Origin of the sequence: Nonlabens sp. Asnod3-H03, assembly GCF_045063665.1 — a bacterium.
Taxonomy (GTDB): domain Bacteria; phylum Bacteroidota; class Bacteroidia; order Flavobacteriales; family Flavobacteriaceae; genus Nonlabens; species Nonlabens ulvanivorans.
Window position 1 is genome coordinate 263184 of the sequence record NZ_JBEFOD010000008.1, and the last position, 24782, is coordinate 287965.

Sequence of the window (24782 nt, forward strand, 5' to 3'; positions counted from 1 at the left end):
CTTGGATAGAATGCAATTACATTCCATTTTTAGATCATAAATAACATGTTTATTTAAATAAGACAAATGCACTAAACCTGATGTAAATAACCCTTTTAGCTACTCATGTTACGCTTTCGCGAAAGCGTACTCCAATTTACCTTACCGCATAGAAAAGCTATTGTAGTAGGTGAAAGTGATTATTATTTCTTGATGAAACAAAAAATCCTGCCTTTTACAAGGCAGGATTTTTTATGATAGTCACGATACGTTTTAGTCTTCAAAACGTTTTGCGTCATACTCTGTATAATAGCGTTCTACTACATTCATCGCGGCATTCATGAGGTCGCGAGTTTCTAATAAAAGACCAAAGTATAAGGTCGTATTTTTAGGAGAGTTCTCAGTGTCCTTTGTACGCTTTACTTGCTTATCAATCTTTTGATCAATTAGCCCTAGAAGCTCTTGTTTTAAAGTGATGATTTCAGCCAGTTTACCAAAGTCCTTTTTAGTAAAAATGGTTTGAGATACCGCAAATACTTCGTGACTTCTCAATATAATCTCTTTAAGATCTTTAATTTGAGTAAACTTTAAGCTCTTATGATTATTATCAATGTGTGTCGTTGCAGATTTTGAAATATAATCTAGTGATTGTGATATATCCTGCAGGTTTCCTAGTACTTCAATATAGAACTTAGATGCACCTAGGTGTTGTTCATCTAGATTACGAATTAAATAAAAGATGTTATTGCGCAATCCATCAATCTCGCCACTTAACTTATTAGCCTCTTTCTTTGAGGATTTTAAGATATTTAAATCCTGTGATATTAATCCATCTAGTGTATTTTTATAAATACGCTTAGAACGTTTGAATACAGCAGCAACATTTTCTGAACTTTCATCAATGATACCTTGAATGGTATTGCTCTCAGCCTTTTTAAGCTCTTCTGTTTCTTTTTCTACCAGTTGACTATTCTTATGATTTACAAAGCTGCGTACTAATAAGACAATGGCTACTACAACTAGACCTAGTATAGCATAGAATCCACCATAATAAATAATCAACGCAAATACTGCAGCCGCTGTAAAGGCACTAAATGCAGTGAAAAACCATCCACCTATTACATTAAGTACACCTGCAATACGATACACAGCACTTTCTGTTCCCCATGCTCGATCTGCTAGTGATGTTCCCATAGCAACCATAAATGTCACATAGGTAGTTGATAATGGTAATTTAAAAGAAGTGGCAATCGATATTAATATACTAGCGACCATAAGGTTAACACTTGCTCTCACATAATCAAAGGCAGGCTTATCAGCATGCTTAGGCACTACTGCTGGCTCTGGTAATTTTTCGAATCTAGAAGCAATATAATTAGTAGCTTTTTCAGGTAGAATATGCTGTATAGCCTCGGCAGCGTTAAGTGAGTAACGTACTAAAATTCTAGAAAGAGCATTAGATTGAAAACGTTCTGTACCACTATCTTGTCTTGCAAGATCTACTGATGTTTTTACAACGGCTTGTGCTTTTGAAGAAAACCACAAAGTAACCACCATAATAACTCCAGCAAGTACTAATAACCATTTATTTGATGGAAGTTTTTCCCCTAATGCTGCCATACCATAAGCTGTAGCGTCTACTCCACTACCACTCCAGGCTTCCCATGCTTGATAAGCACCTATAGGCACACCGATAAAATTAACGAGGTCATTCCCAGCAAATGCCATTGCAAGTCCAAAAGTCCCTAGAATAATAATTAGCTTGTAAATGTCCCATTTCATCACATACACATAGAGATAACTGAACAACATCCAAAATACCGTTGCCCATCCTACTAGAGTATAAACGTCTAGACTATTTAGAAAATTAGTTAAACCACCTAAATCTGCACCTTTCAAACCTTTAACAATAATAAAGTAAAACAAACTCGTTAAGGATAACCCACCAAAGAATCCTGCTAGGTAAGCAGGCCTTTTGGGATAATTAAAAGTAAGCATCAATCTAGATAAAAACTGTACTATAGCACCTATGGTAAAGGCAACCACTACAGATAGTAAAATCCCTAATATGATTTCTATAGCTTTATCACTAGCAATATATTTACCTAAATCCAAGATTGTTTCTCCAGCCTCACCTTCTCCATAAATTTTAATCAATGACATACAGACAGCGGCACCTAAGAGTTCAAACACAATAGAAACTGTTGTAGAGGTAGGTAATCCCATGGAATTGAAAAAATCCAACAACAATATATCTGTGATCATCACGGCCATAAAGATGATCATGACCTCATCAAAATAGAACTCGCTAGGCACAAAAATCCCTTTACGCGCGACTTCCATCATACCACTAGAGGACAATGCTCCTACTGCGATACCTATACTGGCTATAATCATTATGGTTTTAAAGCTTATCGCTTTAGAACCTATAGCACTGTTTAAAAAGTTTACTGCATCATTACTTACTCCTACGACTAAGTCAGTGATGGCAAGGCCGGCAAGTATAACCAGCATATAAACATAAATATCTCCCATTTGAGGCTAATTTAAGAGTGCAAAAATCATACTTTATTAGTTACTATACGTTACCTAAGTGTTATAAATTCATCTCACTTGTAGGATTCCGCTTTCTCGAAAGCGTATATCATCAAAACTTAAAGAACATAACCTAGTTTCATAAAAAAAGCCACTCTTATTGAGTGGCTTTTTTCGTTATTTAGTTTGCATTAAAATTTAATACCATAATTTAAGGAAAGTGTAGTTTGCGGACTACGGAATGAGAATGTTCTATTTTCAGTACCGAAAAATTCATATTCACTTTCTCTATCATCACCTAAAATATTGTCTATTTTAAATCCAATGCTGTGTTTGACAGTTTCACCAAAAGTTTTATTTGCGGTAAAATTTAATGAATTAAATGGTAGCGTATAAACGTCTGGAATATCTCCAGAACCTACGATTTCCAATGTTCTTCCTTGAACGTTGAAAAAGGCTCCTATTCTTAAATCGGATTCTGTTTCATAAACTAAACCAGCATTTACTAGATAAGGAGACTGTCCTTGTAATGGTCTAGTATCGTCTAGAGTTTGCCCATCTCTTAATGTATCTCGCCTATTATTTTCTTCATCTTCACTATAATTTTGATTAGAATCAATTATAGATACGTTTAAAGTTGCATTAAAGTTTTTAAGTGCAGGGACAAAACCTAAGTTTTTACGCAATTCTATTTCTGCACCTAGCACTGTTGCGTTTCCTAAGTTAAGGGGCGTGAACTGACCTTCGGCCTCACGTATAAAACTTAATTCTATAGGATCTTTAAAATCTTTATAAAAAGTACTGATTGCATAAAAATCACTTCCTTCACCATATTTCTCTAATCTTACATCAAAATTGTTAATATAAGTTGGCTGTATGTCTCTGTTACCAATAAAGAAGAAGTTAGAAATAGGATCAAAGATTTCAGCCTCTGAAGCCTCTTTAAATGAAGGTCTTGCTGTTGTAATAGAGAAAGAACCTCTTAATTTAAAGTTTGAATCCTCATTTAAATCATAGATTAAGTTTAAACTTGGAAATACATCAGCCTTATCAATAAATTTTTCATTATCAAAAATTTGACCTTGTTGATTTTGACCATTATATGTTAAATCAAATTTTTCAAACCTTACACCTAAAATTGTTTTTAAACGATTTGTAAGTTGAAATTCATCAGATACGTAAGCACTACCAATCGTAATTTGAGAATCAAAGTTATTAGTAATATTAAAATCAGATCTTACCGCCACACCAGAACCAGTATTAGGATCATAAATATTATCAGGAGCTAGAATTTCATTTGGGTCACCATTAAAGTTTGAGCTTTGAAAGTTCTGTAAAATAAACGAGTATTGATCTACCGAAAAATCACGATTTTTATATGTGAAGCCTGCACCAAACTTAAGCTTAGCACTTTCATTAAACAACTGATGTTTTCTAGTAAAATCTATTCTACTTGCTAAGTTTAATTCCTGTAGTTCTCTGTAAAGTCTTGTTGGGTCACCTGCCTCAGATGGCTCAATGGTAGCGGTACTTCCATCAATTCTAAAAGGTGTTGTTCTAAAATCTTTATCATCTACGCGAGATAAAGTTGGAGATATTTTCCATTCAGTATTCCATGATCCATCTTTATTATTATGCTCTCCTGAAAGTAATACATTAGTTAACGCACGCTCAGTGTAAGTAAGCACATCCTTTTTGATTTGATTAGAACTACGCTCTGCATTTTGTTGTGTAATTAACGCAGCATTTGATTCACCATTTTGAATGTGAAGTACATTAATTCTATATTTTGAAAATTCAGTTTTATATGTAAGTCCCAATAGACCATTAAGAAGTATATTATTTACACCTACGGCACCTTGCTGGCTTCTATCAACAGTTGGTGTCAATACAGAAGTATCTGCATTTTTCCTAAAAATTTGTCCATCAACAAAATTTTCATAAAAATCAGTATCATTTTTATAGGCAAGAGAGGCCGTAAAACCTAAAGAGTTCCCACTATCAAATTTGTACTTATTCCCACCAGAGAAACTAAAACCAAAGTTCATAAAACTTTTTTCTCGCATTGCTGCAAGTTCGGGATTAAATCGCTGTGTCAACTCTCTCACTAACGATCCATCCTGCTGTAATAGCGGAATGTTAGTTCCTGCAGCAATAGGTGAATCTCTAGTTCCATCATCAAAACCTAAAAAATCAGTATCACCACCATTATAACTTAAATAATCATCATTAAAGTGCATGTCTGGATTGTATCCTAAACTAAAACTTAAAGAATACTCTTCACTAGAAGGAATGTCTTTAGTTAATATGTCTACTATACCACCTGTAAAATCTGCAGTTAAATCTGCAGTAGAAGATTTTTTTACCTGAAGATTTTCTAAAACACCTGTCGGAAAAATATCTAATTGTAGTGCATTTTTATCAGGATCTAATCCTGGAACTTCCATACCATTAAGCAGAGTTTTTGTATATCGATCCCCAAGACCTCTTACATAGACAAATTTTCCATCTTGAACTGATACTCCTGGAACAGCCTTTACAGCACTTGCCACAGAAGATGAACCAGCTTTTTTTATAGTTTCAGAAGAAAGCCCATCTAGAACTACAGTTGAGTTTTTTTGAACCTCTAGTACTGCCTTTTCAGAGTTTTGTCTTCTGGTCACTGTTATAACAATGTCATCCAGTGCAGCAGCAGATGCATTTAAAGTTACATCAACAATAGTAACCTCTCCAGCTTTAATAACCACATCGGTAATTTCTTTACTTGAATAACCTACAAAGGAATAAACAACAGTGTAAGTTCCTGGCTCCATATTGATAGAATATTTCCCATCAAAATCTGTTGAAGCACCATAATTCGTATTCTTTACGGTAACATTTGCAAATGATAATACATCATCAAAATCACCATCGAGTATTTTACCTGTCAAAGTTCCGGTTTGTCCAAATGATAAGCAACAGCTTAAAATTATAAAAAAACAAAAAACGCTTTTATTAAAATGTAACATTAAAGTGGATTTATTGTTGAATTGCAAAATGCCCATCATTAAATAATGATAGGCATTTTTAAAAATTTATTTATTGATTAGAATCCTAATCCTGCAGTATTATTTGAGTATGTCCAAGAGAATGCACTTAAAGTAGCACCACCTGAAGTACCAGCACTTGCCCATGCAGCAGCATCTGCCGTGAAGGTTGTGATAGTTAATTCATCAATATCATTTGATTCATCAGTATCATCACAGTTTTGTGCACATCCTACTTTTTCAACAAATACGTCGTTTGCAGCAGCAACACCAGCTGGTAAATTAATAGTCCAGTTAGAGAATGATAAATCACCGTTAAGGTAGTTTTGAGAAACAGCATTGTTATCTAATTCTACATCGCTACTCGCTTTAAATCCAGTTGCATAAACGTTGTTAGTAGTCCCTTGAGCATTACTTCTGTAATCAGCGTACTCACCGTTTGGAGTATTTGTGTTTCCAAATATAGTTGCATCATTAATTGTAAAAGAACCTTGTAATGAACCTTCTGGACCATCAATTTCAAACGCATGGTCAGAAATATCTCCTAAAACAACACCTACGTTTGTGATAGTTCCTGAATAAGCTTGATCAATATCAATTGAATCATCTCCTACAGCCCATACAAAAAGATTAGAAGCATTTACAGTACCACCGAAAAATTCGATACCATCATCTACATTTGCTACTACTTCGATATTAGAAATTGTAGTTCCAGTACCTACACCACCTAAAGTTAAACCATTGATTTCATTTCCTTCACCAATATTAGTACCACCGTGACGTATAGAAACATAATTTAATGTTCCACTATTATCCGCAGCGTCAGATCCACCATAAAGCCCGTTTGTATCACTTGCTGGAATACCTTCTATCTGTAGTGCGCTTACATCACCTCTGAAAGAACTTGGCGCATTCCCTAAAACTATTAATCCACCCCATAAACCTCTATCATTTTGACCTAGGTTAGTTCCTGTAGTCTGTCCTAAATCAATATTATCTGCAGTACTTGTAAAAACGATAGGCTGAGTTGCCGTACCATTTGCCTCGATTTTAGCACCTCTTGCTATAATAAGAACAGAAGCGTTTGCACCTTGCCCAGCAAAACCTTTAATAATTGTTCCTGGCTCAATAGTTAAAGTTGTTCCACTTGTAACAGTTGTACGACCGTTCAAGTTCCATATACGATCATTGGTCAAAGTCATATCTGTGGAGATCACACCTGAGATCTCATTTTCCATAGTATCTGGACCACTTGTGATATCATCGTCGCCACCACAACTTGTGATTGCAAGAGCAGCAACTGCTAGAATAGAATAAAAAAACTTTTTCATTTTGCTTGATTTTATAATTTGAGTTTATCAGTGCAAATATTCACTCTTTATACAAAATCGAGGTTAATATAAAATTAACAAAGCTGCTAGTTGTATGAAATTAAGGTTAAGCACCTACTCCTTATGTTAATTAGGTGTTACTTTAAGAAACCTATTATATTGCAGCCTTAAAGCATCATCATGAATTGGGAAAACCTACTATCCTTAAAAAGACACGGCGACACAGCACCTAGACCTAGAAAATCACAAGATGAATTACGACTAGGTTTTGAAGTAGACTATGATCGAGTGATATTCTCGCAACATTTCCGCAGTTTACAAGATAAAACACAGGTGATCCCATTAAGCCAGACAGGCTTTGTACACACTAGATTAACGCACAGTCTAGAAGTATCTGTAGTAGGTCGTTCCTTAGGCCGTATGGCTGGACAACGCATATTAGAAAAGCACCCATCATTAGTAGAAGCAGGATATAAAATGCAGGATTTTGGTGCCATCGTTGCGGCTGCATCATTAGCGCATGATATCGGTAATCCACCATTCGGTCATAGTGGAGAGAAAGCCATAGGTAGTTACTTCTCAAGTGGTAAAGGAAAGGTTTTTATGGATTCGCTTTCGCGAAAGCAACAACAAGACCTCATCGATTATGAAGGAAACGCAAATGGATACCGACTACTTAATCTAGATTCTCCAGGAACTCCTGGCGGCTTAAGATTGTCGTATGCCACTTTAGGCGCTTTTACAAAATACCCTAAAGAATCTTTACCATTAAAGCCGACTAATCACATATCCCAAAAGAAATTTGGTGTTTTTCAAGCAGATCTAGAACACTTTAAAGATGTCGCTCAAGAGTTAGGAATAAAAAATAATGACACTAGCATGGAACCATACATGCGTCATCCACTCACCTATCTGGTTGAAGCTGCAGATGATATTTGCTACACTATCATAGACTTTGAAGACGGAATTAATCTAGGCTGGATTCCTGAAGATTTTGCTTTGGAATACCTAATTAATTTGGTGCGCAAGAATATTAAGTCAGAAGTCTACTCACAATTAACCTCTACCGCAGAAAGATTAACCTACCTAAGGTCACTCGCTATCAATAACCTGATTACTGATTGTGTAGATGTATTTATGGATAATGAAGAGGCTATTCTTAACGGTACTTATACACACGCCCTAACTGATAAGTCCCAGTTTAAACCACAAATAGATGATATTCTTGCGATTACTATAGAAAAGGTATATCGTAACGAAGAAGTGATCCAAAAAGAAATCGCTGGTTATAAAATATTGACAGATATACTGCATGCGGTCATTACCGCTACCGTTAATGATCTAGAAGATAATAAATCGATTTATGATAAACTTATTTTGAACACTTGCTCTGGATTGCAAAAAAACACGTCATCGCTATATGAGCGTATCTTAAATGCGTGTGGTTATGTAGCTTCATTAACTGATAGTAGAGCACTACAACTCTTCAGTGTTATCAATGGATCTATTAAATAAAGAGCTTTTTGTATCTTTAAAAATATAATTTTTTATGAAAAAGTTTATTCTACTATCTGTAATTGCTGTGACTACGATAATTACAGTCTTATTTGTAATTAACTCTACTACAGAAGACTTGAGCGAGATCGCTCTTAAAAGACAACAGCACAAAGAATTTCTAGACAATAGTCCATTTAAAGACACAAGAAATCTTTCTAAAGAGAAACGTAAGAAATTAAGCCTACCACCTAATGCTTATAATGAGAGAGAATGGGAACTAACCATGAATCCTACATTAGGAATTCCTACTCCTTTTTTAGTAGAATCTACGACTCCTAGTTTATATACTACCCTAGGTGCGCCAGGTAATAATACCACACCATGGCAAGAAAGAGGCCCGTTAAATACTGGTGGTAGAACGCGTGTGGTGTTTTTTGACCCTACTGATGTAGGAGCAAACAATGGTGATGGCGTCGATTACAATCGTGTTTTTGCCGGTGGCGTTGGTGGCGGACTATGGATCAATAATGACATCACTAGCGCAACATCAACATGGACAATTATACCAGGTATCGCAGGTGACTTAAGCGTTAACGCATATGCATTAGACCCTAATGACTCATCCACCTTTTATATAGGTACAGGAGAACAATATGCACAAGGCGCTGCAATAGGTAATGGTGTCTATAAAACTACAGATGGTGGCTCTACTTGGTCTCAAGTTAACATACAACCAGCAGGATCAGGTACTGTAAGTGGCGGCGGCTCTTTATTTAAGTCAGGATTATTTACCGTTAATGATATTGCGATAAGAGACGTTAATGGTACTAGTGAAATCTATGTAGGTGTAGGTTCTACTTTTTATGCCGCACCTAATGGTAATATCGCTAATCCTTCAAATATTCTGGGAGCTCAAAACGCTGGATTATACCGCAGTGTAGATGATGGAACAACATGGACACGTATTGAAAATCCTGCTTTATCATTTAGTTTTTCCGGACTCACCTTTTATGTATCGCCTAACGATTTTGAAATAGGAGCAGACAATACCTTATTTATGGGATCAATCGCTTCTCCAGGTATAGGTCAAGGTGGCGGAAGAATCTATTCTAGTACTGATGGAACTAACTGGACACTCGATCAATTTATAGCCTCTACAGATCGTGTTGAGCTTGCCACTTCTCCTACAAACGCTAATCTTATTTATGCAGCAGTTGATGCCGCAGCTGGAGCAGATTTATACATCTCAACAGACAAGTTAACTACAATTACTGCCTTAAATGAACCTAATGATGCAGATAACAGCATCTCTGCAACAGATTTTACTAGAGGACAAGCTTTTTATGATTTAGTAATTGAAACTGATCCTACAAATGACCAAATCATCTATGCTGGTGGAATCGATTTACATAGATCTGCAAACGGTGGAAATAATTGGAATCAAATTTCAAAATGGTCAGAAAACCCTAACCTTAATGGATTAAATGTCCCTTTTATTCATGCAGATGTACATGCTTTAACCTTTAGACCAGGACTGAATAATGAAGCAATTATTGGGTCTGATGGTGGTGTATCATATGCCAACTCATTGAGTGGCGCATTATCATCGCCTAACGCGATAGCAAATAGAAATAACGGTTATAATGTGACACAATTCTATTATGGAGATATTGCAGACACTGATGTTGCAGATGGTGATGACTTTGCCGGTGGAACTCAAGATAACGGCTCACAACTTACTAATGATGCACCAGCCAATGGATTGACACCATTCTTTGATCCTATAGGTGGTGACGGAGCTTACACTAACATTGACAAAGACGGTAATTATGTAGTCTTATCAGTTACTGGACAAACACACCTTTATGCAGATTATCCAATTCCTCCAGGCAGCACGATTAACTCACTATTCGGGACTGGTAGCCTATATGCTATCTCTCAAGGTAGTGGTGGTGATTTTATTAACGTCGCAGAACTAGATGAAAATCTAGATGTATTTTTTGCAAACGGCGCTACCTTTAATGGGGCAAACGGCATATTAGTTTGTGCATTAGGACCTAATGCTGCAAGCTGCAATACAATTACCAATGCTTTGATAAGTTCTTCAAGACCTACTGCAATGAAGGTTTCTCCTTTTACCATTACATCGACCAAATTATTTTTAGGAACGATAGATTCTAGACTAATAATGGTTGATAATGCCGACACAGCATCTCCTGTTTGGACAGAAATTACAGGATCTCAATTTTTAGGTTCAGTGTCTGACATAGAATTTGGTGCCACAGAGCAAGAGATTTTAATCACTATGCATAATTACGGAGTAGACAGCGTATGGTATAGTACAGATGGTGGTACCACATGGGCCAGTAAAGAAGGTAATCTACCAGATATACCCGTAAAAGCTATTCTTAAAAACCCATTACTGGCAGAAGAAGTAATCATAGGAACGGAAGAAGGAATTTATGTTACAGGCGATTTCAATAGCGCAAGCCCAACATGGACCCAAACTAATAACGGTATGACTAGTGTAAAGGTGGTTGACCTAGATTTAAGAGTTAGTGATAACACTATACTAGCCTCTACACATGGGCGTGGAATGTTTACAGGACAATTCAATACTCTAGGGTTTGAGGAGTCACAAATCTCTCAAAATAATATAAAACTCTTCCCGACTATAAATAATGGAACGATCAACTTAGTTTCAGGCACAGCGTTAGATAACGCTCAGGTGACTATTTACAATTTAAGTGGTCAAGAAGTTTACAATGAAATGATGAATCTATCTAGTCAGCAACAAAGCATATCATTAACTCAGCCTGCAAGTGGTATTTATATTGTGAATATCAAATCAAGCAGTTACAACCAAAGCTTAAAAATGATTATCGAGTAGATAAATCACTGATTAAATTATATACGGTCTCACTATCAATTCCAGCTATTTTATGCAGGTCTTTTGTGGGACCATGTTGTATAAATGCATCTGGGATTCCTAGTTTATAGATGTTGTTTTTATACGCTTTCGCGGAAGCGTAATCTACTACCATACTGCCTAATCCACCTATAATGGTTCCATCTTCTATAGTGATAATGTGCTCGTGCTGCTCAAAAATATCATCTAACATATCGTGGTCAAACGGTTTTAAGAAACGCATATCTACATGAGTGACATCAAGTTCTTCATCACTGATTAAATCATCTATCATTGCTCCTATAGAACCTATAGAAAGAACAGCGATCTTAATACCTAAATGAATCACACGAGACTGACCAATTGATAGTTTCTGAAAACGTTGTTGCCAGTTCAATATACGACCACGACCACGAGGATACCTGATCGCTATAGGTAACTCAAGACCTAATTGCGCGGTGTACATCATATTCCTTAACTCGATGGCATCCATAGGCGCAGCAATAATTAAATCTGGAATACAGTTTAAATAAGCAAGATCAAAATTACCATGGTGAGTCGCTCCATCTTGACCTACTAAACCTGCACGATCCAGACAGAAAACAACAGGTAATTTTTGCAATGCTACATCATGAATAACTTGATCATAGGCACGTTGTAAAAAAGTAGAATAAATATTACAAAAAGGAACTAATCCTTGTGTAGCCATTCCTGCCGCAAGTGTTACGGCGTGCTGCTCTGCAATTCCGACATCAAATGCACGATCAGGCATAGCATTCATCATGATCTTCATGGAACTTCCAGTAGGCATGGCTGGCGTGATTCCTATGATATTCTCGTTTTGCTCAGCAAGTTCTACAATGGTATTTCCAAAAACTTCTTGAAACTTAGGTGGCAATAAACTTGTATCTGCTGGAGCGATATCACCTGTCGTTCTATCAAATTTCCCTGGAGCGTGATAGCGTACTTGATCAATTTCTGCCTGTTTGAGACCTTTCCCTTTGGTGGTTCTTACGTGGAGTAATCGTGGACCTTTAAGAGATTTTTGTCTTTTTAGTTCTTTTAATAAAAGTGGTAAGTCATGCCCATCGATAGGACCAGAATAATCAAAATTTAACGATTCAAATATATTATCGCGACCTGTTTCTTTTCCAGATTTGGTCTTAGTAAGGTAATCTTTTAATGCGCCTACGGCAGGATCTATTCCGATAGCATTATCGTTGAGAATCACCAATAAATCTGCATCGCTTACTCCTGCATGATTGAGCGCTTCAAATGCCATACCGCTGGCAATACTAGCATCACCTACTACAGCAATGTGTTTTCTGTCGATTCCTCTCAACTGGCTAGCCATCGCCATACCTAGCGCAGCACTGATAGAAGTAGAACTGTGACCTACTCCAAAGGTGTCATAAACACTTTCATCTCTTTTAGGAAATCCAGAGATACCGTTCAAGTCTCTGTTCGTACGAAAAACATCTCGCCTACCTGTCAATATTTTATGGCCATAAGCCTGATGGCCTACATCCCAAACCAGTAAATCGTCTGGCGTATTAAACACATAATGTAACGCAATGGTGAGCTCGATAACTCCTAGACTTGCACCTAAATGACCTTCTTTAGTAGCTACTACCTCAATAATAAAATCGCGCAATTCTTGAGCAATTTGCGGCAATTGATTAACATCACAACCTTTTAAATCGGCTGGTGAGTTAATTTGAGAAAGTAGTGTTTGAGACATGGCTCAAAGGTAAGATGAAAACTAATTTTTTGATGAGTTAATTTGTTAATGTGCAAATTAGTCAATGACGCTAGACTCTTTCTTATAATAAATTGGTAAAGAATAATAAACCTTTACCATTTTTCCTTGATTATTTGTTGCTGGCAAGAATTGAGGTAATATGTTGACTACTCTTCTCGCCTCATTTTCAAACTCTTTATAAGGTGCTTTCACAAATAAATCTATTAAATTTCCTTTAGTATCTATAGTAAATATCACATTTGCCTTTTGTAAACCTTGGATAGTAGTATCAATTATTTTTTTATTAAAGTTATCTGTAATATGCTTTTGAATTTGAGTGTTAAAGTATTCTTTTTCATCTTCCTTATCTAAATTTTTAGGTGTGTTAGGAAACTTAGGTGGATTCTGAATAATGGAAAAAGGGACTGTAGGAATCTCAGGAATATCCCAAACCATATCACCTTCAATAGTTATAATTTCACCATCAAGAGTTGGCGGTGGTGGCGGAACTTTTAATCCGCCGATTATTCCTTCATCGTTCACAATAGTTTCGTGATTTTTCAATTGAATTAGAGAATCTTCTTTTTTTGTCAACGGTAAGCCACATTCTAGTCTTTTTGGTGGTGGCGGCATAACTCCTAATAGAAAAACTGGAGTTTCTAATGAATCCACAACCTCAACCTGATCAATTTTTTGTCTTTTTCCATAACTATCTTTACAACTCATTAAGGTAGTTCCCATAACAATTAATAAAGCCAATAAAAAAGAACGAGATCCTAATCGATAGGTGTTTAAAGCTTCTACAGGCACTTTTATATGAATCAAATCCAGCTGTGATTTCTTAACGTGACCGCAAAGTTTTTTTCCATAATTCATCATCAGGAAATCTTTAATTTCATAATCGCTCATTACTGTAAAGTCAATAACGGTTTTATCACAAGAACTACAAAAACGACCTTTATCACTAGGCGTCATTAAGTTCCAATCTTCATGACAAGGCTCTGGAATACGCAATGAATAATACTTTCCCATAATTGCTGAATTAAGGTTTTCTTAACATCAAGATTCTTGCCATAAAAATGTCAATCCAAGTTCCAATTTGTAGATGATTTAATATTAATCACACTCAAATTGATCTTGATTTTGATTTTAGTTTTATTTTTAAATCATGATAGAACCCTACGACCACGAATATTTTATGAAAAAAGCGTTGCAAGAAGCACAAACCGCACTAGACCGTGGTGAGATTCCTGTAGGTGCTGTAATTGTTACTCAAAACCGCATTATTGCCAAAGGTCACAACCTCACAGAAACATTAACTGATGTTACTGCACATGCAGAGATGCAAGCTATTACCGCTGGAGCAAGTTTTATAGGCGGAAAATATCTAAAGGATTGTACTATTTACATCACACTGGAACCTTGCCAGATGTGTGCTGGTGCTCTTTACTGGTCACAAATCTCAAACATCGTTTATGGTGCTAGCGATGAACATAGAGGTTATATTAAAATGGGAACTCAATTACATCCTAAAACTAAAGTCGTTTCAGGTATTCTAGAAGAAGAATGTAGTGCGATCTTAAATGAGTTCTTTGCTAGAAAAAGAAGTTTAAATTAAAACCTATTCTTCCTCATCATCATCTTTCAAAGCATCTGGATTCCAGATGAATGATTTCAATTTCTTGTCTTTATAGCGCACGATTAAAAAACCAGGCATTACTATAAAAAACAAAGTCATCACAGCGGCACCTATCATCTTTTGTGCTAGAGCATAATCACCGCCATTATACAGATTATAAAAACCTATAATTAAGGTAATGATGACTCCTATTAATAGTATGCTTATAATTTTCATTAAAACTTTTCACTAAAATTGAACTATAAAATGAAATATTGAGCTTGTCAAAAAATCAACCTATTGTCATAAATCACGTCTCCGACAAGCTCAATGTGAGCTATCTCATCTTGATACTTAACGATTATAACGTAACCTTCAAGTTTAACTCTGTTAACTGCTCTTGATCAATTGCACTAGGTGCATCGATCATTACATCGCGACCACTATTGTTTTTAGGAAAAGCGATAAAGTCACGTATCGTTTCTTGTCCACCTAGGATAGAAACTAATCTATCAAATCCAAATGCTAATCCTGCATGTGGTGGCGCACCATATTCAAAGGCGTCCATCAAGAAACCAAACTGGGCTCTTGCCTCATCTGGTGTGAATCCTAAATGGTCAAACATTAATGCCTGTAATTTCTTATCAAATATTCTTACTGATCCACCACCTATCTCATTACCATTCATCACAAGATCGTAAGCGTTTGCACGCACATTACCTGGATCTGTTTCTAACTTATCAATGTCTTCTGGTTTAGGAGAAGTAAATGGATGGTGCATCGCGTGGTAGCGTTCTGTGTCTTCATCCCATTCTAATAGCGGGAAATCTACAACCCATAATGGTGCAAATACTTCTGGATCACGTAATCCTAGACGCTCAGCCATTTCCATTCTTAAAGCACTTAACTGTGTTCTAGTCTTATTTGCAGGACCAGACAATACGCAAATTAAATCACCAGCTTTTGCACCAGTAGCTTTTGCCCAGTTTGCAAGATCTTCTTGGTCATAAAATTTATCAACGCTAGACTTATACGTTCCGTCTTCATTACAACGCACATAAACCATTCCTAGCGCACCAACTTGTGGACGTCTTACCCAATCAATTAATTTATCAATTTCTTTTCTCGTGTAACTATTAGCACCGGGAACTGCTATTCCCACAACTAATTCTGCCTCGTTAAAGATTTTGAAGTCCTTCGCTTTCGCGAAAGCGTCTAACTCACCAAACTCCATCCCAAAACGGATATCTGGTTTATCATTACCATATTTCTTCATCGCATCTTCATAAGTCATGCGAGGGAAATCTGCAACATCGATGTTCTTTACCTTTTTCAATAAGTGACGTGTCATGTCCTCAAATATATTCAACACATCTTCTTGCTCTACAAATGACATCTCGCAGTCTATTTGTGTAAACTCTGGTTGACGATCTGCACGCAGGTCTTCATCACGGAAACATTTTACAATCTGGAAATACTTATCCATTCCACCTACCATAAGCAGTTGCTTAAAGGTCTGTGGCGACTGTGGTAAGGCATAAAATTGCCCTTCATTCATACGCGATGGCACGACAAAGTCACGAGCACCTTCTGGCGTCGATTTAATCAGTACCGGCGTTTCTACCTCGATAAAATCTTTACCGGCTAGAAAATTACGTACTTCCATCGCAACCTTAGAACGGAAAATCAAGTTCTCGCGCACTGGATTACGACGTATGTCTAGATAGCGATACTTCATACGCAACTCTTCTCCACCATCAGTATTATCTTCTATGGTAAAAGGTGGCGTTTTAGACTCACTTAAAATGTTCAATTCTTTTACGAGAATCTCTACATCACCTGTAGACATTTTAGCATTTTTAGATTCACGTTCAATCACGGTACCTTTAACCTGTATCACAAACTCACGACCTAGTTTTTGCGCTCTTTCTAGCAAGGCTTTATCGGTACGTTCTTCATCAAAGATTAATTGAGTAACGCCATAACGGTCTCTTAAATCTATCCAAACCATAAAACCTTTATCACGGCTTTTTTGAACCCAACCGGCCAGTGTTACTTCTTTATTTACATCGCTAGCGCGCAGGCTACCACAATCGTGTGATCTATACATAACTATTCATATAATAAGCTGCAAAAATAAGCCGATTTTAAACATCTCGAGCAGCAATAAAGCAAAGATTATGTGGCAATAGCGAACTTTAACGTCAAAAATCGTTAGTTTCAATAAAGCACAACACACTCTTTAACAGTAGTTTAAGCCTCTAATGTAAACTTAATGTTACCTAAATGTTGCTTATATGTATTTTTAAAGTTAAATTTGATTATCTAAAATGACGGAACGATGAAGAAATTAATTTTTATGTGTGCACTTTTTGTAGGAGTAATTGCAATGGCACAAGAGACAAAACCACAATTCGAAAAGCAAAACGACGGAACTATAAAAGCTACTTATTTTTATTCTGATGGAACTGTAGCACAAGTCGGAATGTTTAATGAAAACAATGAAAGACATGGTGAGTGGATTTCATATGATCTGGAAGGACAAAAAAGCGCTCAAGCCGAATATAAAAATGGTGAGAAAGCTGGAAAATGGTTTTTCTGGAATGATGAAAAACTTACAGAAGTAGATTATAGTAATAATGTTATCGTGTCAGTAAACACTTGGGTAAACAAAAACCCAGTGGCTACTAACAAACCGTAAGCAATACACTATCAATCTAGAAAATCCCTCTTGAAAGTTTCAAGAGGGATTTTTTTATGCAATCACTTTAAGTTTTAACTAAAACTGACGACTAAACCTTAACATAGTTTTGTTTAAACATATGTACTAATAAGTTAAACAATTCATATCTTTACACTAAAGTAATTTATTATGGCAACGGCAAAGAAAACCACCCCAAAAAAGACTGCTAAAAAGAAAGAAATCACTCGTCATGACGTGATTACTGCTTATATGGATTATGTTCTTGAGCATGAAAAAACACCTAAGAGCGTTTACAAATTTGCTAAGGACAACAACATGTCTGAATCAGAATTTTATAACTTCTTCGGTAATTTTGATGGGTTGCGTAAAGATATCTGGAACACTTTCTTCACCATGACTATGGATGTAGCTCATAAAAACGAAGAATATGCGCATTTTTCAAATCGTGAAAAAATGCTCACGTTTTTCTATACTTTCTTTGAGTTACTTACCTTAAATAGAAGCTATGTGCTTTTTACTCTTAAAGAGAATCAGCACATGATGAATAAGATGGAGCAACTCAAAGGATTGCGCAAGCATGTAAAAGGGTTTGCCAAGGAATTGATTCAAGAACGCAATGAGAACAAGACCAATATACTTTTAGAACGCAGTGAGACTATTTATAGCGAAGGTGCTTGGGTGCAAATGTTATTCTTAATGAAATTCTGGATGGATGATGATAGTGCTGGATTTGAAAAGACAGATATGGCTATCGAGAAATCTGTGAATACCATATTTGATGTTTTTGATAATACTCCATTAGACGCTGTTTTAGACTTCGGTAAGTTTTTGTGGAAAGAGCGTATGGCTTAGTTAAACCTAAATATCCAGACTGAATAAGTAAGCTTATTTTTTAGCTTTCGCGAAAGCGTTATCGTTACCAACCATTTTACAAATTTAAATCTTGAGTTGTTTCAAGAGTGTCACACTGAGCTTGTCGAAGTGGATTTCACAAAGCGAATTATTATGAAAACACTAGATAAAATACCTACCAGTAAAATAGGCCGTACCACAGAGCTAGTGAAAACTGGTGCTAAAATAGGTGCTAATTATATTAAATATTATTCTAAAAAAGCGGTGAACCCATCAATGGATCGTTCATCGCTAGATGAGGATAATGCAACCGATATTTATGATGGGTTAAAAAGTTTAAAAGGTAGTGCGCTTAAAGTAGCGCAAATGCTTTCTATGGATAAGAGCTTGTTACCAGGTGCTTATGTGGAAAAATTCAGTCTTGCTCAATTTAGCGTGCCTCCATTGAGCGCTCCATTAGTGCGTAAAACTTTTAAAAAGTACCAAGGCGCCTTTCCTGAAGAGATTTATGATACGTTCTCAAAAGATTCTGTAAACGCAGCTAGTATAGGTCAAGTTCATAAAGCGACTAAAGATGGTAAAGAACTAGCCGTGAAAATTCAGTATCCTGGTGTTGCAGAGTCTATAGGTAGTGACCTTGCCTTAGTAAAGCCTATTGCTATTAAAATGTTTAATCTTAAGGGTGAAGATTCTAAAAGGTATTTTGCAGAGGTTGAAGATAAATTAACTGAAGAGACTGATTACGAACTTGAGGTAAAACAAAGTGTAGAAATCACTGAGGCTTGCTCTCATATCCCAAATTTAAAATTCCCTACTTATTATCCAGAGCTTTCCAGCAAGCGTATTATCACAATGGACTGGATGAGTGGTCAGCATTTGAGCGAGTTTGCAAAAACAGATTTTTCTCAAGAGACTGGAAATAAATTAGGGCAAACTCTTTGGGATTTTTATATGTTTCAGATGCACGGTTTAAAAGCGGTTCATGCAGATCCACATCCAGGAAATTTTTTGATTTCTAAAGATGAAGAACTAATCGCCATCGACTTTGGCTGTATTAAAGAAATTGTAGACGAATTCTACCAACCTTACTTTGAACTTGCTGTGCCGGCAAGTATTAATAATCCTGAAATTTTTAAAGCAAAGTTATTTGAGTTAGAAATTTTAAGACAAGATGATAGTGAGAAAGAAATCACTTATTTCAGTGCGTTATTTCACGAGATGTTGAGTCTGTTTACAAAGCCTTTTCAAGAAAAAACTTTTGACTTTTCTGATGAATCATTTTGGGATGAAATATCATCACTTAGTGAAAAATACAGCAATGATAAAGAGCTACGTAAAATGAATGGTAATCGTGGTAGCAAGCACTTCTTGTATATCAACCGCACGTTCTTTGGACTTTATAATCTTTTACATGATTTAAAAGCTACTGTAAATACTCATGAATATGTGAAGTATCTTGAGGAAAAAGGGTTTAAAAATCATAGTGCCTTGTAAGACCAAAGAATCAATAGTCTTTTAAGTAAACAGCATCTTGTTTTAATTCATCAGTTACTGTGTTGTCCTCTGTCTTAAATTTAGTTGGTAGTGTTTGATAATTGTTATTCTTATCAGTTAAGTATAGATCTATATGTAAATGCGGTCCTGTACTCCATCCTACATTACCACTAAATCCAATATGTTGTCCTTTTTTTACTTTTTGTCCCACTTTTACTCGAACTCCATTTTTCTTAAAATGTAGGTATTGCATAATTGTACCATCAGAATGAAGAATTTTGACGTAATTATTAAAATCTGCACAACTAGGTTTATCGCAATTCTTACTATTAAGTTTGACCACTTCAATTACTAGGCCTTCACGACATGCATAGACTTTAGTCCCAATAGGCATATCAAAATCAATCGCATATTTATCTTGGTGCGAGATATCACCATTATAGCCTTGACCTACTTTGAAAGAAGTGCCTTTTTCAAAGGGTAAATCGTAGACATAGTCTTCATCATAGTCAGTATCTGTGACGTCACCTAAGTAAATTGAGGTATTTCCTTTCTCAAATTTCCACCCTTTTGTAGCATCTATTTTTACAAAGTCAAGTATTAAAACATCTTTAGATTGAGCTGGTATAACGATAAATGTCCCATTAGGTTTTGAAGCTTTTAAGTTTACAGGGTTGTATCCAATCTTATAAGTTATGGGCAATAGATTATCATTAGAAACGTAAAGCTTTGTTCCTCCATCGTAATTTTCCCATCGCTGACTATATTTTGTAGTCCAATCGCCCTTTTGAGCAAGAGAAAGGTTGAAAATTAGACATAAAACAATTAAGATAATTCTTTTCATTCTAAACACTTTACGGTTATTATCCTACAAATATAATAAAGTATTTAACTCAATTATTGACCGTATTTTAATAGGAAAACCTACCTCTTATAAACCACACCATCTTTCATTACAAAATTAACTTTCTCTAGAATAGCTATATTCTTTACTGGGTTTTCATTTACAGCTATGATGTCTGCATAGAATCCTTGCTGGATTTGACCTATATTATTTTCTTCTTTTAAAATCATCGCTGGTGTAATTGTGGCACTTTGAATAGCCTCCATGGCAGGCATTCCTGCTTCCACCATATACCCAAATTCCTTTGCGTTCTTACCATGTGCAAATACGCCAGCATCAGTTCCGAAAACGATAGGCACTCCACGTTTATAAGCTCTAGCAAAAGTTCCTTGAATCTGTGGTCCTACCGTTCTTGCTTTAGGAACTACTATAGCTGGATAAAAACCATCTACTTCGGCCTTTTCAGCAACCTCTTTTCCTGCGGTAATAGTAGGTACTAGATAACAATCCATTTTCTTCATTAAGTCCATCGTTTCCTCACTCATATACGTTCCATGCTCAATAGTTTTCACACCACCTAAAACAGCGCGACGCATTCCTTCATCGCCATGGGCATGTGCAGCGACGTGAAATCCATAGTCTGCAGCAGTTTCAGTAATTGCTTTAATCTCTTCTATAGTAAATTGCGGATTACTACCATTTTTTGCAACGCTTAAGACGCCACCAGTCGCCGTTATTTTTATACAATCAGCACCATTTTTATAACGATGTCTTACTGCTTCCCGACCTTCTGCAGGTGAGTTTGCAACGCCTTCACGTGGTCCTGGATCACCCATTAATGCTTGATTGCTTCCATTTGTAGGATCTGCGTGTCCACCAGTTGTGGCTATAGATTTTCCTGCAGTAAATATTCTAGGTCCTGGAACTTTACCAGAGTTAATGGCGTCTCTTAAAGATATATTGATACCGCTACCGCCTAAATCTCTCACAGTTGTAAATCCAGATAGTAAAGTAATCTCTGCATATTGGACAGAGCTATAGGCAACATCTGCTGGATCATCCACATATTTTGACACATAAGCATGTGGATTATATTCTGTCTCCATGTGTACGTGCATGTCTGTAAAACCAGGCATGACCCATTTATCTTTGAGATCTATATAGGTGCCATCTTCAGGGACATCTTTGAATCCTTTTTCAACTTTTGAGACACGATCATTCTTAACCGTAATAGTCATTTGATTTTGCCATTCACCATTTTTAGTATCCAGCAAGTGACCGGCATGAATGTAGGTCATGCTATCTTGAGCAACAGCTATAAAAACCGTTAGTAATAAAAAGAATGTAAATTTAAATTTCATAACCTATCATTTGAATCGTGAAGTTATGAAAATGTCCTATTAAATATACTACAGAATCGTCAATTTCAAATATTGCCACTGTGGCTGGATAGGCTCATCCATGTCAACTTCTTGAACGGTATTATCAATAGGATGTACCATTAAAATAATCTCATTATCTGATATCCAAAAAGAATCGTTAAGACTTGAACTAACAACCCAAGATTGAAAGTTTACATAAAGGCTTTTAGTTGTTTTTAAATCGGCATCCAGCCAGCTGATTGCTATTTGAGCACCTTGTTCATAATATACCACTTCGTGACTTACTCCATATTTATTGTCAGGAGAAATATTGGGAATAGCACCATTAATACGTTCTCCTGTATATTGGTCTATCCACGCATATTCTAAACCTTCAAAATCTGCAGCGATTAGATATTTGTTTTGCTTTTTGAGCTCGCCCATATATTCTACGTTATGAGGAAACTCTCCAGTATGCGCCTTAACCTCAACAGAATCACCATTTTTTAGAGGCAGATAATACCTCTTAAGAAAATCAAATTCTGTTTCACTCTTTTCAATGGACAACAAATTCGGTTGAAAGCCGTAATCCAAGTCAAAATCTGTTTTTTTCTTTTCCTTAATTACTTTATTATACTCGACAAGTTCTAGTTTAATAAAATTTTGAAGTGTGTCTGCCGGTTGTGATATATAAGATTCATCACTATTAGTACGAGCAGTATGATATCCATGGTGCTCATCATACCAAGGATAACAATCTATATAAGCAGAATAATTGTAGGTATCTTTATCAATATGGTAGGACGATTCAAAATAGGTCTGAGATTCCTCTTCTTGAATTGAGAAATGATTGTACAGATACAATGAGCGTTCAGGAATCTCTTTAAGATGATAATCTAAATATGCACTGAAAACATAACCTTCGGCATTGCCCTTAAGTTCTTCATAAGGCACACTGCGCCATACTTTCACCCAGTAACCTTCTAGTTTCTTTCCATCGTCTACGACATATTCCTTGACATCATTTGATCCTGGCGGTGACCAGTCTAGCTTAGTTCCATAAGGAAGTTTTTCAATAATATTACCATGCGGTCCAGCTGCATTACGCATGTTTAAACCGTTTTTTGCAATCACGTATATACACTCTTTATCGTAAGATGGTGTGGTATACGCTTTCGCGAAAGCGTAATTCAAAAACAATAAAACTGTAAGTAGTATTCTCATTCCTTAAAACTGAATGGTTCCTTTTAAATAAATAACCTTAGAATCTTTCAACTCCTCGCCGTATAGAGTCACATTATCCATAGGCAACACGCCCATTATAAATTCGTTCTCTGCAATCCAGAAAAATTCACCAGCTGTAATCCAACTAGAAAAAGTGATAAAAGCTCCTTGCGGTATGGCTTCTTCATCAAACTCACCGACTGAGAAATAAGTGGTGTAGTCAAAACCGTTGTAATACTCGGCTATGAGATATTCACCATTAGGAGAAATTGTTGGAAAACCACTTGATAACATAGACCTTTTCCCAGTGGTTCGATTCACAAGAATAACCTCTGCATCTTCTGCAAAGCCTGAGATTAAATAGCTATCTAATTCATCAATCTGACCGTAGTACTCTGTTTTTGAAGCCCATTCTCCCAGATTATCTTTTATTAAAACAGAATCTTTACCACCATTTAATGGCAAGTAATACTGTTCCCATTCCACAGGTCGATAATCGTTCTCTAATTTGAATTTTTTAGGTTGCCAAGAGGTATCAATTTCATAGTTCCCTATGATTTTTTTATTGATGTAATCTTCTCGGTTGACTATTTCAAATTGAATAATATCTTTGAGTGCTTCTTTTGCGGCTGGATTATATTCATAACGTACATCGCAATGTGTTCCTGTTTCCCACATTTCTCTTCTGGAAGAAACACCTTTAGTAGGTTTATAATCGTCATGCGCCGCGCTATCATAAAGCTCTACAAAGTTATGAAGGCTTTGTGGCGGGATTGTAGTCAGGTGCTTGCTCAGATAAGCGTCAAAAAGATATAATCTTGTATTTTTATAGTAATCGCTATTAAATGTAGGTTCAACACGCACCCAACTTCCGTGTATTTTTTTGCCATTATCTATCACAAAAGTCTTCCCTACTGATGGGACATTTTCAATCACTTTCACTTGAGAACCATAACTATATTTGCCAACAACCTTATGATTCACACTTGGTCCTTCTCTTAAATTCAAACCATTCTCTGCATTTATAAAATAGCAGTGACCTGTTTTTAACTGCGCTTTCGCGAAAGCGGAAAAAAGAAAAACCACTATAAAAAGAATGTTTAATTTTGCTTTCATAGTGGTTTTATTATCAATTATTAGACCTAAAATTAAATCTTTTTAGTAATCCAATTGGTAATTTTATCAATTCTCAAAAAGAATATTATGGCAAGAGCTAGTTTAAAAATGTATGTTGCCATTTCAAAATCGTAAAACACAGCATTTGGCATATCCATAGTCTTTTCATAAACAGCAATACAATATCTGATTGCTTGTGGCAAGAAGTAAACTGCTCTCGCTATCCAGATGATACTTGTCGTTAAAAGAATAACTTTAGTCAGTGATTTTACATTTAAATCTATAGATATCGATTCTTCAGTTTTTACTAATTTCTTTGCAATCCATTCTGCTTTAATGATAAGGATAAAGGATACCAGAATATTTACAACTAATAAGAATAGATTTGAGAAATAAAACCTATCCATCGCCTCAACTGTTTTATCTAAAATATCCATCGCAGATATAGACCAAATCGAAAATATATAAGATCCAAAATGATCAAAAATCTTAGTGAAAAGAAAAATTCCTGCTATTCTTAAAACTAAAGTTAATAGACTGCGATGAGTCATG

The 24782-nt window shown here is 35.9% G+C and carries 18 protein-coding genes; 6 read left to right on the plus strand and 12 right to left on the minus strand.

The annotated features are described in order from the left end of the window. Window positions 1–252: 252 nt before the first annotated feature. The 3 genes from ACJJVI_RS04405 to ACJJVI_RS04415 form a co-directional block, all read right to left on the minus strand. Complete coding sequence (locus tag ACJJVI_RS04405; protein ID WP_405350622.1) at window positions 253–2514, minus strand: anion permease; 2262 nt, start codon at window positions 2512–2514, stop codon at window positions 253–255. 191 nt (window positions 2515–2705) lie between these two features. Continuing rightward, window positions 2706–5444, minus strand: coding sequence for a TonB-dependent receptor domain-containing protein (locus ACJJVI_RS04410; protein WP_405350625.1), 2739 nt, complete (start codon window positions 5442–5444; stop codon window positions 2706–2708). Between the two features lie 155 nt (window positions 5445–5599). Further along, window positions 5600–6871 (minus strand): hypothetical protein, encoded by a 1272-nt coding sequence (locus tag ACJJVI_RS04415; protein ID WP_042249763.1) that lies wholly within the window; start codon window positions 6869–6871, stop codon window positions 5600–5602. A 180-nt stretch (window positions 6872–7051) separates the two neighbouring features. On the opposite strand from ACJJVI_RS04415, the gene dgt reads away from it, so the two are divergent. Next, the gene (dgt, locus tag ACJJVI_RS04420) at window positions 7052–8386 is read left to right on the plus strand and encodes a dGTP triphosphohydrolase (RefSeq protein WP_405350628.1); all 1335 of its coding nucleotides are present in this window, start codon (window positions 7052–7054) and stop codon (window positions 8384–8386) included. 34 nt (window positions 8387–8420) lie between these two features. Then, entirely contained in the window at window positions 8421–11258 is a 2838-nt protein-coding gene (locus tag ACJJVI_RS04425; RefSeq protein WP_405350631.1) for a T9SS type A sorting domain-containing protein, read from the plus strand. Here the strand turns inward: ACJJVI_RS04425 and ACJJVI_RS04430 are convergent. Together ACJJVI_RS04430 and ACJJVI_RS04435 are read right to left on the minus strand one after the other, a co-directional pair. Then, window positions 11248–13017, minus strand: coding sequence for a 1-deoxy-D-xylulose-5-phosphate synthase (locus ACJJVI_RS04430; RefSeq protein WP_042268973.1), 1770 nt, complete (start codon window positions 13015–13017; stop codon window positions 11248–11250). The two genes, ACJJVI_RS04425 and ACJJVI_RS04430, sit on opposite strands and share 11 nt — an antisense overlap. A 57-nt stretch (window positions 13018–13074) precedes the next feature. Then, window positions 13075–14049 carry an energy transducer TonB gene (locus ACJJVI_RS04435; protein WP_042268975.1) on the minus strand — a complete coding sequence of 325 codons (975 nt, stop codon included), beginning with the start codon at window positions 14047–14049 and terminating at the stop codon, window positions 13075–13077. Between the two features lie 136 nt (window positions 14050–14185). On the opposite strand from ACJJVI_RS04435, the gene ACJJVI_RS04440 reads away from it, so the two are divergent. Next, window positions 14186–14635, plus strand: coding sequence for a nucleoside deaminase (locus ACJJVI_RS04440; RefSeq protein ID WP_042268977.1), 450 nt, complete (start codon window positions 14186–14188; stop codon window positions 14633–14635). Between the two features lie 3 nt (window positions 14636–14638). Here ACJJVI_RS04440 and ACJJVI_RS04445 read toward each other — a convergent pair whose 3' ends face one another. After that, window positions 14639–14872, minus strand: coding sequence for a hypothetical protein (locus ACJJVI_RS04445; RefSeq protein WP_042268979.1), 234 nt, complete (start codon window positions 14870–14872; stop codon window positions 14639–14641). 124 nt (window positions 14873–14996) lie between these two features. Beyond that, window positions 14997–16745 (minus strand): aspartate--tRNA ligase, encoded by a 1749-nt coding sequence (gene aspS, locus ACJJVI_RS04450; RefSeq protein WP_405350636.1) that lies wholly within the window; start codon window positions 16743–16745, stop codon window positions 14997–14999. Window positions 16746–16976: 231 nt separating this feature from the next. Between aspS and ACJJVI_RS04455 the strand changes: the two genes are divergently transcribed. The 3 genes from ACJJVI_RS04455 to ACJJVI_RS04465 all read left to right on the plus strand — a co-directional run bounded on the left by ACJJVI_RS04455 (window position 16977) and on the right by ACJJVI_RS04465 (window position 19685). After that, window positions 16977–17336, plus strand: coding sequence for a nicotinic acid mononucleotide adenyltransferase (locus ACJJVI_RS04455; protein ID WP_317290315.1), 360 nt, complete (start codon window positions 16977–16979; stop codon window positions 17334–17336). A gap of 171 nt (window positions 17337–17507) precedes the next feature. After that, window positions 17508–18191, plus strand: coding sequence for a TetR family transcriptional regulator C-terminal domain-containing protein (locus tag ACJJVI_RS04460; RefSeq protein WP_317290316.1), 684 nt, complete (start codon window positions 17508–17510; stop codon window positions 18189–18191). A gap of 153 nt (window positions 18192–18344) precedes the next feature. Further along, entirely contained in the window at window positions 18345–19685 is a 1341-nt protein-coding gene (locus ACJJVI_RS04465) for an ABC1 kinase family protein (RefSeq protein WP_405350640.1), read from the plus strand. A gap of 10 nt (window positions 19686–19695) precedes the next feature. Here the strand turns inward: ACJJVI_RS04465 and ACJJVI_RS04470 are convergent, their stop codons facing one another. The 5 genes from ACJJVI_RS04470 to ACJJVI_RS04490 form a co-directional block, all read right to left on the minus strand. Next, window positions 19696–20529: a M23 family metallopeptidase gene (locus ACJJVI_RS04470; RefSeq protein ID WP_405350644.1), complete on the minus strand. Its 834-nt coding sequence runs from the start codon at window positions 20527–20529 to the stop codon at window positions 19696–19698. 80 nt (window positions 20530–20609) lie between these two features. Next, window positions 20610–21890, minus strand: a complete 1281-nt coding sequence (locus tag ACJJVI_RS04475) for an amidohydrolase family protein (RefSeq protein WP_405350647.1) — start codon at window positions 21888–21890, stop codon at window positions 20610–20612. A 48-nt stretch (window positions 21891–21938) separates the two neighbouring features. After that, a complete protein-coding gene (locus ACJJVI_RS04480; protein WP_405350650.1) occupies window positions 21939–23114 on the minus strand; it encodes a hypothetical protein in 1176 nt (391 codons plus the stop codon). A 3-nt stretch (window positions 23115–23117) separates the two neighbouring features. Then, window positions 23118–24230, minus strand: a complete 1113-nt coding sequence (locus ACJJVI_RS04485; RefSeq protein ID WP_405350653.1) for an SH3 domain-containing protein — start codon at window positions 24228–24230, stop codon at window positions 23118–23120. Window positions 24231–24262: 32 nt separating this feature from the next. Beyond that, on the minus strand, window positions 24263–24781 hold the full coding sequence (locus tag ACJJVI_RS04490; protein ID WP_036583798.1) for a hypothetical protein: 519 nt from the start codon (window positions 24779–24781) through the stop codon (window positions 24263–24265). Window position 24782: the final 1 nt, after the last annotated feature.